The sequence below is a fragment of the Amycolatopsis sp. NPDC049253 genome (assembly GCF_040678995.1).
Lineage (GTDB): Bacteria > Actinomycetota > Actinomycetes > Mycobacteriales > Pseudonocardiaceae > Amycolatopsis.
On the sequence record NZ_JBFAQX010000001.1, the window covers coordinates 405,255 to 417,920 of the forward strand.

Annotated in this window: 10 protein-coding genes; 4 read left to right on the forward strand and 6 right to left on the reverse strand. The window is 68.8% G+C overall.

Features of this window, described 5'->3' with window-relative positions; all coding sequences use genetic code 11:
* Positions 1 to 106 precede the first annotated feature (106 nt).
* Positions 107 to 1,441, forward strand: coding sequence for an MFS transporter (locus tag AB0K15_RS02085; protein ID WP_364044442.1), 1,335 nt, complete (start codon positions 107 to 109; stop codon positions 1,439 to 1,441).
* 41 nt (positions 1,442 to 1,482) lie between these two features.
* A complete protein-coding gene (locus AB0K15_RS02090; RefSeq protein ID WP_364044445.1) occupies positions 1,483 to 2,793 on the forward strand; it encodes an MFS transporter in 1,311 nt (436 codons plus the stop codon).
* 105 nt (positions 2,794 to 2,898) lie between these two features.
* On the opposite strand, the gene AB0K15_RS02095 is transcribed toward AB0K15_RS02090, so the two are convergent.
* Entirely contained in the window at positions 2,899 to 3,759 is an 861-nt protein-coding gene (locus tag AB0K15_RS02095) for a methyltransferase domain-containing protein (RefSeq protein ID WP_364044448.1), read from the reverse strand.
* 302 nt (positions 3,760 to 4,061) lie between these two features.
* On the opposite strand from AB0K15_RS02095, the gene AB0K15_RS02100 reads away from it, so the two are divergent.
* On the forward strand, positions 4,062 to 5,195 hold the full coding sequence (locus AB0K15_RS02100; protein ID WP_364044451.1) for a tryptophan dimethylallyltransferase family protein: 1,134 nt from the start codon (positions 4,062 to 4,064) through the stop codon (positions 5,193 to 5,195).
* 45 nt (positions 5,196 to 5,240) lie between these two features.
* Positions 5,241 to 6,614 (forward strand): tryptophanase, encoded by a 1,374-nt coding sequence (locus AB0K15_RS02105; protein ID WP_364044454.1) that lies wholly within the window; start codon positions 5,241 to 5,243, stop codon positions 6,612 to 6,614.
* A 70-nt stretch (positions 6,615 to 6,684) separates the two neighbouring features.
* Here AB0K15_RS02105 and AB0K15_RS02110 read toward each other — a convergent pair whose 3' ends face one another.
* The 5 genes from AB0K15_RS02110 to AB0K15_RS02130 form a co-directional block, all read right to left on the reverse strand.
* Positions 6,685 to 7,275, reverse strand: coding sequence for an ATP/GTP-binding protein (locus tag AB0K15_RS02110; RefSeq protein WP_364044457.1), 591 nt, complete (start codon positions 7,273 to 7,275; stop codon positions 6,685 to 6,687).
* Positions 7,256 to 7,624 carry a DUF742 domain-containing protein gene (locus AB0K15_RS02115; RefSeq protein ID WP_285970953.1) on the reverse strand — a complete coding sequence of 123 codons (369 nt, stop codon included), beginning with the start codon at positions 7,622 to 7,624 and terminating at the stop codon, positions 7,256 to 7,258. The genes AB0K15_RS02110 and AB0K15_RS02115 overlap by 20 nt, the downstream gene beginning before the upstream one ends.
* 34 nt (positions 7,625 to 7,658) lie before the next feature.
* A complete protein-coding gene (locus AB0K15_RS02120; RefSeq protein ID WP_285970952.1) occupies positions 7,659 to 8,084 on the reverse strand; it encodes a roadblock/LC7 domain-containing protein in 426 nt (141 codons plus the stop codon).
* 51 nt (positions 8,085 to 8,135) lie between these two features.
* A complete protein-coding gene (locus AB0K15_RS02125; RefSeq protein ID WP_364044461.1) occupies positions 8,136 to 10,562 on the reverse strand; it encodes a nitrate- and nitrite sensing domain-containing protein in 2,427 nt (808 codons plus the stop codon).
* 383 nt (positions 10,563 to 10,945) lie between these two features.
* Positions 10,946 to 12,661 carry an ABC transporter ATP-binding protein gene (locus tag AB0K15_RS02130; protein WP_364044464.1) on the reverse strand — a complete coding sequence of 572 codons (1,716 nt, stop codon included), beginning with the start codon at positions 12,659 to 12,661 and terminating at the stop codon, positions 10,946 to 10,948.
* Positions 12,662 to 12,666 lie beyond the last annotated feature (5 nt).

Here is a 12,666-nt window from a genome sequence, read left to right on the forward strand (position 1 = left end):
CTCGCTTAATGTGCCGCATGCGGGACTCAATGTCCTCAATAGAGGACAACCTGTCCCGCCTTTCGAATCTCGATCCGGCCCATGGCGGCCCGGAAAGGAGATGGCCGTGAGCGAAGTCGCCGTCAAGTCCACCTCGTGGACCAAGACCCTGACCCGAACCCAGTGGCGGTCACTGATCGCAGCCAACCTCGGCTGGCTGTTCGACGGCTTCGAGACCTACGCCCTGATCCTCACGGCGGCGGTGGTGCTCAAGCGGCTCGACCCCGGCGCGCCCGCGAGCCAGGTCGCCTTCCTGACCGGCGCCACGATCGCGGTGACACTGCTGGGCTGGGGCTTCGGCGGCATCCTCGGCGGCGTCTTCGCCGACTACTTCGGCCGGCGCCGGGCGTTGCTGACGTCGATGGTCCTGTACGCGACGTTCACCGGCCTCACCGCGGCGTCGTGGTCGTGGGCGTCGTTCCTCGTGCTGCGCTTCATCACCGGCTTCGCGCTCGGTTCGGAGTGGGGCACGGGCACGTCGCTGGTCGCCGAAACCTGGCCGGCCAACGCGCGGGCCAAGGCCGCGGGTCTCATGCAGTGCGGCCTCGGGCTGGGCTTCTTCATCGCGTCGGCCTGCTGGCTGTTCATCGCGCCGCTGGGCGCGGACTCGTGGCGCTACATGTTCCTGATCGGCGTGCTGCCGGCGCTGTTCGCGCTGTGGCTGCGCAAGTCCGTGCCGGAGTCCGAGAACTGGAAGAGCGCGCACAAGCGGCGCAAGGAGCTCAAGGAGCTCAAGGAACGCAAGGACCAGCAGCTCACCGAGCACGAGCAGTCGTTCACGCGGCTCACGCTGCGCCAGATCATGATCGACCCCAAGCTGCGCAAGCTGACCATCCTCGGGTCGCTCATGTCCCTGGTCACCACGCTCGGCTGGTGGGGCATCTCCACCTGGGTGCCCGCGTACGTCGCTTCGGTCGCGGCCCGCAACGGTGCTTCGGGCCAGTCGTGGGCCAGTGCGGCCGGGATGATCTACAACGCGGGCGCCATCGCCGGGTACATCTCGTTCGGCTTCATCGCCGACCGCTTCGGCCGAAAACCCGCGGTACTGCTGTTCTTCGGAGCGTCGTTGATCCTCACACCCGTGCTGTTCCTCTGGACGCACAGCCTCGGCCTGATCGTGATCGTCCTGGTGATCAACGGCTTCTTCACCCTCGGCCAGTACACCTGGATGCCGGTGTGGCTGCCCGAGTTCTACCCGACGCACCTGCGCGCGACCGGCGCCGCGTTCGTCTTCAACGCCGCGCGCTTCATCGCGTTCCTCGGCCCGCTCACCGCGGGCGCGATCATCTCGCAGCTCGGCGGGTACGGCGTGGCCGCCACCGTCGTCGGGCTCATCTACATCCTCGGCCTCGTCGTCGCCCCGTTCTGTCCCGAGACGCGCGGCCAGCAGCTCCCCGACTGACCCCTCGCTCCTCCCACTCCCCCCCCGCGAAAGGCCCCTGCATGTCGAACGTCCGCATCTCCGCCCCGACCGGCGGGGGCACCGGCGTCCATCCGGCAACCGCACGAATCCTCGTGTTCGCCTTCCTCGGCACGCTGTTCGACGGCGCCGAGCTGAACCTCGTCGGCTACCCACTGACGTACCTGTCGGAAAGCCTGCACGTGAGCACCATCCAGATCGTGCAGGTCGCGACACTGCAAGGCTTCGCCTCGATCGCGGGCGGCATCCTCGTCGGCTGGCTCGGTGACCTCTATGGCCGCCGCTGGACGTACACGGGCTCGGTGGTCGTCTTCGGGCTCGCCGCGCTGCTCGGCGGGCTGGCACCGAACTACCTGCTGTTCCTGCTCACGCGGCTGCTTGCCGGCGTCGGCATGGGTGGCCTGTTCGGACTGTCGTACTCGATGTTCGCCGAGGCGTGGAAGACGAGCAAGCGCGGCCTGATGGGCGGCTCGATCCAGTCGATGTACATCGTCGGGCAGATCGTGACCGAGGGCGTCATCTACTTCTGCATCGTCCAGTTCGGCACCGCCACCGGCTGGCGCGCGGGCTACATCGTGATCGGCGTCGTGACCTTGCTGATCGGGGTGTTCTCGGCGATCATGCTGCCGGAGTCGGACCAGTGGCGCACCTACCAGCGAGAGCTGCGGGAAGGCCGGGTGCCCGAACACCTGCGCCGCACCAAGGTTCCCGTGGTCGACCTGTTCCGCAAGGGCTACGCCGGCGGCACCATCCTGTTCATGGCCATCGCGACGGCCCTGTTCCTCACCACCAACTCGATGATCTCGTACCTGTCGACGTTCCTGATCAAGGTCGAGAAGGTGCCGCTGGGCACGGCCAGCCTGATCGTGCTGCTCAACCTCATCGTCACGGCCGTGACCTACCCGCTGGCGGGGATGCTGTCCGACGTGATCAAGCGCAAGTGGGCCATGTTCGTCGCCGGCGCGTTCGGGATCATCGGCTTCGCCTGGTTCCTCATCCTCGTCGTCACCCACAACGCGAAGATCGGCACGAACTTCTGGGGCTCGCCCACCTTCTGGGCGCTCATGATGTGCGCCGCCGCGGCCAGCGGCTTCGGCGTGCTGGGTGTCTGGATGGCCGAGTTCTTCCCGACCCGCGTGCGCTCCACGGGCTCCAACCTCAGCTACTACGCCGGCCGCGGCTTCGGCGCGGGTCTCTTCCCGCTCGTCGCGCTGTCCATCGCGGGCACGGTCCCGCTCGCCCTGGCCTTCGGCATCGTGGGCCCGGTCGCGGCGGCAGTGCTGTCCCTGGCGGCCCCGGACTCGACCGGGCGGCGGATCGAAGCCATCGAGTAGGCGTCCGTCCACTCGGCACAGTGCTTTGCCAGGTCTGTGTGGCCCGCTCGGGCTCGGGACCTGGCAAAGCACTGTTTGTGACACGGAAAGCGCCCACTCAGGCCGCTAGGCCGGCTTGGTCGCCACCAGCTTGGCCACGGAGAACACGCCGGCGGCCCGGGCCGCGTCGAGCGCGATCTTCGAGTCGTGGAACAGATCGTTGCGCGCACCTTCGTAGGTGAGCCACTTGTCGCGCTCCTCCTCGGGCGTAGAGCCCCAGCAAGGGCCGGACGGGAAGAGGTCGACCGCTTCGCGCACGTCGAACCCGGCGGAGACCAGCATGTCCCGGTACTGCTCGACGGTGGCGTGGTGCGGGATGCAGAACCCGCGGTTGACCTCGGCCATCACCGCCTCGATCTGCTCGGGGCTGCGGTGTTCGCCCCACGGGCGCTGGATCCAGTCCACGGCGGCCAGGGTGCCGCCCGGGCGCAGCACCCGGAACGCGGCGTTGAAGAACGCTTGTTTGTCCGGCAGGTGGACCACCGACTCCTGGTAGGTGATGGCCGCGAACGCGGCGTCCGGCCACGCCCCGAGCGTCCGGTACTCGGTGTCCCCGACGGAGTGGAAGAAAGCCTTGTCCGCCAAGCCACGCGATGCGGCCAGCCGCTGGGCTTTCGCCGTCAGCGCGTCGTTGTTCGAGATGCCGACGAACCGCGCGCCCGACATCTCCGCCATGTTGACCACCGCGCCGCCGACCCCGGAGCCGAAGTCGAGCACGAGGTCACCGGCGGTGATCCCGGTCGCGGCGACCAGCTGGCGCTGCATGTCCAGCGCGGCTTCCTCTGAGGACAGTCCCGCGTTGTGAGCGCGTTCGTCGCCGTGATGCCAGGCGTCCTGGGGCATCATCACGGCATAGGCGTCGATGGCTGCGTTGTAATAGCCACGCACGGTCTCTTCGACTTCGCCAGTGTTTGTCACTGAAGTCACTTCTGCACCCCTTCGGACCCGCCTGATGGCGCGGATGATGATGGCATCGGCCCCGGAACGCGTCCAGCCGCCAACCGGGCTGCGCGCCGGGCATCGACTCGCGTGTGCGCGCCCGCGTACCCGCAGTACGGCTTCGTGTCGATGCGTTGTTCAGGTGAACTCTTTGACCCCGCAAGCACACTCAGACACAGCTTTTCGTGTCCGGATCGCCCCGTCAGACGTAGCGGCGCAGTATTCCTCCGTCTAATCTATCGACGGCCCTCTTGTCTGTCCGCCAACTGGCGGTGGCAGCATTAGGCCGAATGCGCGAAGCACGAATGAACGGTGAATACGGCGTCATGGTCGGAGCGAGTGTGTCGATGGCTGATTTATCGATGTACACCCACCTCAGCGGACAACTCGAGCGGCTTTGTGAAGTAGTCGGTTTCGACGGCACGGACGGCCGTCACCTGGGCTTATTGCGTGGCCTGCTGGGCGCCCAGGGAGAAAAGAGCCTGGCGACACCACCTGAATTCCCCTCGAATGTGGCGGACGACACAACTCCCGTCGAATTCTCGCTCGCCTTCGACACCACGGGTGAATGTGTGGTGCGGGTCCTCGGCGAGACCGTCGGGTCGAGGAGTCCCCGCGAGTTCCTCGACCAGGTGGCCGGCGAATACGGCCTGGTCACCGACCGGCTCGACGCCGTCGCCGACCTGTTCCTGCCGCACGAGGAGCGGCAGGGACCGTTCACGCTGTGGTACTCGCTGATCTTCCGACCCGGTCGCGCGCCGAAGATCAAGGTCTACCTGAACCCGCAGATCAGCGGCCCGTCGATGGCCGATTCGCTGGTCAGCGAAGGGTTGCGCCGGCTGAACATCGACGAGGCGTTCGATCCCATGATCGAGCACGCGCTGCGCCGCGGCGAGCGGGACAACTTCTCGTTCTTCGCGCTCGACCTCGACGACGATCCGCTCTCGCGGGTGAAGGTGTACGTGTCGCACGAGGCCGCGGACTCGGCCGACGTCGAGATCGCGGGGGAGCTGGTGGCCGGCACCGACCCGCTGCTGATCCGTGAGTTCCTCGCCGTGCTGGGCGGCGGGAAAGGCCCGTTCGAAGACCGGCCGCTGGTCTCCAGCTATTCATTCGTGGAGGGATCAGGAGCCCGGCCGGCCAACTACAGCGTCTATCTGCCCATTCGCAGCTATGTGCCCGATGACGAAGTGGCCCGCGCTCGCGCGCACGCCGTTCTCGCGCAGTACGGCTTCGACGGGACAAAACTGGACAAAGCCCTGGCAGCGGTTTCGCAGCGCCCCCTGAGCGCCGGTGTCGGGCTGATCGCACACGTCTCTCTGAGAATGGGGGAATTCGGCTCGGGAATCACCGTGTACCTGTCGTCAGAGGCATATCAGGTTCTGCCTGCGCGAAAGAGGCCGGTCCTCGGACCGGTTTCGTGACTGCGGTAGTTTTTCACCGACACCAGACAGTGGAGGAAATACCTGATGCGGACCTTCCCGCCCTACCGCGCCCAGGTTGTCGCGGAAATCCCGGTCACCACCCGCGCCGAGCGTGAACGTGCGCTCGCCGCGGCCGGCTACAACGCGTTCAACCTGCCGGCCAACATGGTCTCGATCGACCTGCTCACGGACTCGGGAACCGGCGCGGTCTCCGCGAAGCAGGAGGCGGCGGCCGCGGCCGCGGACCGCTCCTACGCTGGGTCCGAGTCGTTCTTCCGCTTCCGCGAGGCCCTGAGCGAGCTCACGCACTACCCCCACCTCCTGCCGGTGCACCAGGGCCGTGCGGCCGAGCGCGTGCTGTTCACGAACGTGCTGGGGCCGGGCAAGATCTCGGTGAGCAACACCCACTTCGACACCACACGCGCCAACGTCGAGCTGCTCGGCGCCGAGGCCCGCGACCTGCCGTGCGCCGAGTTCGGCGACCTCGACAGCCTGGAACCGTTCAAGGGCAACATCAACCTCGACGTCCTGGAACAGCTGCTGACCGGGCCCGACGCCGGTCGCGTCGGCATGGTGCTCATCACGATCACCAACAACGGCGGCGGTGGCCAGCCCGTGTCGATGGCGAACCTGGCGGCCGCGAGCCGCCTGGCCCGCGCGCACGGTGTGCCGATCTTCCTCGACGCCGCACGGTTCGCGGAGAACGCCTGGCTCGTGGTGCAGCGCGAGGCGGGCTACGCGGGCAAGACGCCGCGCGAGGTGGCCGAGGAGGCGTTCGGCCTCGTCGACGGCTGCGTGGCCAGCCTCAAGAAGGACGGCATCTCGCCGATGGGCGCGTTCATCGGTCTGCGCGATCCCGAGCTCGCGCAGCGCTGCGAGGCGCTCCTGATCGCCACCGAGGGGTTTCGCACCTACGGCGGCCTCGGCGCCCACGATCTCGACCGCCTCGCCAAGGGCCTGCAGGAGGTGCTCGACCCGCACTACCTCGAGGCGCGGGCGGCCGAGGCCGCGCGGCTGGCACAGCTCGCGAACGACGCGGGCGTGGACATCGTGCAGCCGCCGGGCATCCACGCGCTGTACCTCAACGCCGGCCGTCTGCTGCCGCACCTGCCGGCGAGCCGCTTCCCGGGCCACTCGCTCGCGTGCGAGCTGTACCTGGCGGGCGGGATCCGTTGTGCGGAACTGGGTTCGCTCTACATCGGCGAGCTCGACGAGAACAACGAGCTGGTGACGCCGGCGCCGTTCGAGCTCGTGCGCCTGGCGCTGCCGCGCCGGACCTACTCCCGGGGCCACTACGACTACGTCGCCGAGATCCTGGGTGACATCGCGAAGAACCCGGAGAGCGTGCCGGGTTACCGGATCGTCGAGGCGCCGAAGATCCTGCGGCACTTCAACCTGACGATGGCGCCCGTCGGCTGATCTAGTCCACAGTGGAGGGTTGCTTCCGGTCGGGAGCGACCCTCCACTGTGTTCCGTGGAAGCCGGTGGTTCACGCAGGTTGCGGAACCACCGTCATCGCGTGCTTCACGAGGCGGATCAACGCGATCTTGCTCGAGTCCCGCTGCCGCGCGTCGCACATGACGATCGGCACGCGGTCGGGCACGACCAGCGCTTCGCGGATCTCGTCGGCGGTGTAGCGCGGGGCGTTGTCGAAGCAGTTCACCGCGACGATGAACGGGATCCGCCGGCGCTCGAAGAAGTCGACGGCCGCGAAGCTCGTCTCCAGGCGGCGGGTGTCCGCGAGGACGATGGTCCCGATCGCGCCGCGCGCGAGGTCGTCCCACATGAACCAGAAGCGTTCCTGGCCCGGTGTGCCGAAGAGGTACAGCACGTGGCGCGGCGAGATCGTGATCCGGCCGAAGTCGAGTGCGACCGTGGTGGTCTTCTTGCGCTCCACGCCGGACAGGTCGTCGACGCCGTTGCTCGCCTCGGTCAGCACCTCCTCGGTGGACAGCGGCGGGATTTCGCTGACCGAGCCGACCATGGTGGTCTTCCCGGCGCCGAACCCGCCGGCGATGATGATCTTGACGGGCGTCGGGACCGAGTCGGCGCCCTTGCCGTCAGAGCTTGATGAGGCCATCGAGAACCGCCTGGAGAGTTTCGTGGTCCGGCGCCTGGGCCGGCTGGTGGGACGGGGACCGCGTGATGACGAGTCCGCGTTCGATCAGGTCGCCGCACAGCACCCGGACGACCCCGAGCGGCAGCTTCACGTACACCGCGATCTCCGCGACCGACAGCGGCCGCCGGCACAGCCGGGTGATCGCCAGGTGCTCCGGACCGAGGCCGGCCGGCTCCTGTTCCGACTGCAGGGTCATCACCTGCGTCGACACGTCGAGCTGGGCGCCTTCGGACGGCGTGCGGCCGCTGGTGATCGTGTAGGGCCGAACCAGCGGGCCGGCGGCCTCGTCGTACCAGTTGTCGTCTGTCATGCCGCCTCCGCGGGAACAACCAAGTCGGCGGTGGTCACGTGGCTTCCCTGAGCATGGTGGCGGCTTCCCGCGGCGCCGAGGCGAGGTAGTCGCCGACGCGCTTGACCAGCCGGTTCATCTCGTAGGCGATCATCTCCACGTCCACATCGGCGCCGGCCAGCACCGCGAGGCACGCGCCCTGGCCGGCGGCCGACACGAAGAGGTACCCGCCCTCCATCTCGATCATGTTCTGCAGCACGGGACCCCGGTTGAACTGCCGGCTCACCCCCTTGGCGAGGCTCTGCAGGCTGGACGCGATCGCCGACAACTGGTCGGAGTCGTCCTTGCTCATCCCGCTCGACTTGCCGAGCAGCAACCCATCGGCGGACAGCACGATGGCGTTCTGCGCGCCGACGACGCGGTGGACGACATCGTCGAGGAGCCAGTTGAGGTCGGGTTTGGAGTTCCCGTACTCGTTCATGCGGAGAGACCTTGACTTTCCTGTGTGGACTTTCCTGTGTGCTGTCGCGGACTAGGCATCGTCGGTGCCGCCACGGGCGCGGCGGGTGCCCTTGTGGAACGCCAGCAGCGTCCGGGCCGTGGCTTCGCCGGTGCCCGCGATGTCGACGTCCTGGTCACCCGGGTCGTCCTGCTGCAGCTGTGCGACGAGGTTCTGCTGCGGCTGCCGCCGGGGCAGCCGGGGCCGGTCGTCGCCGACCAGCAGGCTCTGATCGGGCTCGCGGGCCGGTTCCGCGGCCGCGGCGACCGGCACCTGGACCGGCGGTTGCGGTTGCGGGGGCTCCGGCTCGCCCGGGGTGTACGCGCGAGCCGGGTACGGCCTCGGCTTGGCGTCTCGCCTCATCGGGATCTGACCGGTGAACGAGCTGGTGGATTCCATGACACGCGGTGAGTTCTCCAGTGCCGGACGCGCGGCACCGCCCACCGGCTCCAGCACCCCGGTTTGCTCACGCGGGGCTTCGGACCGGAACTCGGCGTTGCCGACGGCGTCGACCGACTCGTTGCCGGCCAGGTGTTGGGACGGGATCAGCACGGTGGCGCGCGTGCCGCCGTACCGGGACGGGTCGAACGTGACGGTGATGTCGAGCCGCGAAGCCAGGCGCGCGACCACGAACAGGCCGAGGCTGGAATCGGCCCGCAGCGCCATGGCGTCGAACTCGGGTGCGTCGGCCATCATCGCGTTGGCCCACTCGCGCACGGCTTCCTTCATGCCGAGACCCTGGTCGGACACGTCGACGACGACGCCGCGCGCGACCATGCGGCTGGTCACCTCGACCGGCGAGCCGGGCGGGGAGAACGACGTGGCGTTGTCCACGAGCTCGGCGATCAGGTGGATGGCGTCGGCCACGGCCGAGCCGACGATCGACACATCCGGCACCTGCTCCACCTGCACCCGCGAGTACTGCTCGGTCTCCGAGACAGCGGCGCGCAGGACCTCCATCAGCGACACCGGCTTGCGCCAGCGCCGGCCCGGCTGCTTGCCGCCGAGGATGATCAGGTTTTCCGTGGTACGGCGCGCGCGGGCGGCGAGGTGGTCGAGCTGGAACAGCGACGCCAGCTGGGTCGAGTTCTCCTCGCGGCTTTCCATCTCGTCGAGGATCTGCAGCTGCCGGTGCACCAGCACCTGGTTGCGGTGCGCGATACCGAGGAACACGTTGTGCACACCGCTTCGCGCCTTCGCCTCGCTCGCGGCCGCGTTGACGGCGGTCAGCTGGGCGGCGTTGAAGGCCTCCGCCACCTGGCCGATCTCGTCGCGGCCGTGGTCGAGCTGCGGGAGCTCGGCGCCGACGTCCACGGATTCGCCGTTCTTGAGCCGGTCGACGATGTTCGGCAGGCGGTTGCGCGCGAGGTCGAGCGAGTCGTTGCGCAGGCGCGCCAGCCGCGTCATCAGGGTGCGGTCGACGAGCGAGCGGGACACGCGCACGGCGATGATGATCGCGACCAGCGAGGCGATCAGGGCCGCGATACTGCCGATGATCGCGTTGCGCAGCTGCGAGTCGCCGGACTCGATGGCGGCGGCGGACACCTCGTCGCCCTGGGCGATCGTCAGCTGGGTGAGGCTGTTCGAGACCTGGCCGGTGAGGGTCAGCCAGTCCGCTGCCGTGACCGGCACCGTGTCCCGGTCCTCCGGCGTCCACGGGCCGTGCTTCACCAGTGCGCTCTCCGCGTCGGTGAGCTGTTTCCAGCCGGGGCTCGCCACGAGCGCCTGGTAGTCGTCGCGCACCGCCGGCTCGAGGAACGGCGCGATCTGGCTGACCTGCGTGCGGTAGAAGCCGGTCAGCTGCGTGAACTGCACGAAGTCGTCGGGGGCGAAGGTGCCGCTCGCGAGCGCGCTGGTCACCAGCGAGGTCTCGCGCGACATCAGGTCGGTCGCCCGGAACAGCGAGGTCGCGGAGATCGCGCCCTGCACGGCCGTCGCGTCGGGCACGATGCGGGCCTGCGTGTCGAACAGCGTCGACGCCGTGTCGAGCACGCCGTTGAAGTAGGAGTTCACCTGTGCGCGGCCGATGGTGCGGAAGTTGATCTGCGAACGCAGCACCGGCAGCTGGTCGAGCTGGGTCTTCAGCGCGGTGACCTTGTCGGCGATCTCGGCGGGCGCGCTCGAGATGGTGGACGCGAAGGCGTCCTGCATGCCCCTGAGCTTCTCGTCGGTGCCCTTCTGCAGCTGCTGGAGCTCGCCGTTCCCCGCGTTGGGGGTGTCGAGGAACTGAAGCGCGACCTGGCGCTCCTGCTGCAGTGACGACAGCGCCTGGATCGCGGGGATCGACACCTCACGCACGGAGACGGCGACGAGACGCACGTACAGGCCGTTGATGAAAAAGTACGACGAGACCGCGGCCACCAGCACCAGCAGCGTGATGCTCGGGATGAGAACGGTCCTGGTCAGCCTTTTCCGGATCGACTTGTCGTATGCCTTGCCGGACTCATCTTTGTTCTCCACGACGATTCACGAACTCCTGAGTCACAGTCGGCGAAAAGCCGGAAGCCGGCAGGGGAAGCGGACAAGACGGTGGGACCGGGGCGGCCGTCGTCACGAGTCTTCGACTCACCCTTCGTTTCACCACGGAACAGATCAGGGTCCGTTTTTTACCATGAACCGGCTCATCATGGTGCCACTGATCGGGCGCTCGACCTGCCGACGAGTGGCCCACCGTGACCCGTCACGTCGCGTGAGGAGTCGATTACCGGCATTTCTCGTGGTAATGACCCCGCAGGCAACCCCTTGGACGTGTGCTGAGCTGAACGGGTGAATGCGTAATCCGCGGAAAGGTGGTGAATCCCACTGGCCGGGTAGTCGCCGAATTGATTTGTCGACAGGGCCGGTCAGTGTCCTGTCCGGATTGGTCCGGCGGGCAGCCACGCCTGCATCAGCGCCGCGTATCGCCTTGAGTGGACCAGCAGTTCGGCGTGGCTGCCGAGCAGGGTCTCGCGCCCGTCGAGCACGAGCACGTGGCGGGCCCGCACGGCGGAGGACAGGCGGTGCGCGATCACGACCAGGGTGCCGCCGCGGTCGGTGAAGGCGCGCTCGGCGCGGGCCTCGGCGGCGGGGTCCAAAGTGGACGTCGCTTCGTCGAGGATGACGATGCGCGCCGCGCTCGCGTGGACGCGGGCGAGGGCGATGAGCTGGGCTTCGCCGCCGGAGAGGCCTTCGGCTTCGTGGCCGAGCTCGGCGTCGAGGCCGCCGAGGCGGGTGAGCAGTTCTTCGGCGCCGACGGCTCGGGCCGCGTTGCGGAGGTGCTCGTCCGACGCGGTGGGAGCGAAGAGGCCGAGGTTGTCACGCAGTGTGCCGGCGAAGACGTAGGCCTGCTGCGGGATGAGGGCGATGAGCTCGTGCCGGTTGGCGGCTTCGGCGACGGGCACACCGCCGAGCAGCACCTGCCCCGCCTGGGGCGTGAGCAGTCCGGTGAGCAGCCCGGCGAGGGTCGACTTGCCGATCCCGCTCGGGCCGACGACGGCGAGGTGGTCGCCCGGACGCAGGTCGAGGTCCAGTCCACGCACGACGGGCTCGGGCGCGGCGCCCCAGCGGAAGGTGAGGCCGCGGACTTTCAGGTCGGTGCTGCGGGCGATCTCGGTTTTCCGTGGCGCCGGCGGAACCTCGGCGGTCTCGGCCAGCCGCTTGAGCGCCACGATCAGCCTGAGCACGACGGTGCTCGCGGTGGCGGCCAGGCCGCGCAGGGCTGGTTGCATCGTCGTCGCCAGATAGACCAATGCCCCGAGCGCCGCGCCCGCCGTCAGCTCGCCCCTGGCCACCAGGCCGGGCGCGACCGCCAAGCTCGCGATCAACGGAACGAACGCCCCGAGCGAGATCACCGACGACCTCGCCGCCCCGGAATGCGCGACCCGGACGGCGGCCTCGGCCTGCTTCTCGACGGCGTCGTACACCGCCAACGCCGCCCCCGGCTCGGCCCCGCACGCCACGACGTCCCGCATCCCGCCGAGCACGGCGCCGGTGGTCTCGGCGGTCCGCTCGTCGGCGAGCACCAGCGCCCGCTGCCTACGCGCGAGCGACGGCAGCAGCGCCGTGAACACCGCGATCGCGACCGCCACGGGCACCGCCACCGGGAGCACGAGCTGCCCCGCGACGGTCACCAGGCCGGCGATCGCCGCCGCCGTCGTCACGACCATCGCGCGCGCCTGCACGAGCAGTCCCGCCGTGGCGTCCCGCACCACCTCCACATGCTGCGTGATCCTCGCGACGCCACTCGCGTCGGCGGCGTTCCGCGGCGGACTGGGGTCGTGCAGCACCCCGCGCACCACCGCCGTCACCAGCGCGTCCCGCAGCGGCTCCACCACCTGCCCCAGCTGCCGCCACACCAACCGCGACCCGAACGCCCCGGCCAGCGCCGCCACCCCGAACAACGCGACATAGCCGACACCGGCCTTCGGCGCCCCCACCGCGAACCCCCGGTCGACCGCCAGCTCGACCAACCGCCCGGAGAAGAACGCCGGTGCCCCCTCCAACGCGGAGCAAGCCAGGAGGACGAGCCCGCCGCGCCATTGGCGGAGGAGGGTCGCGCGGTAGAGGTGACTGACGGTCATCCCGC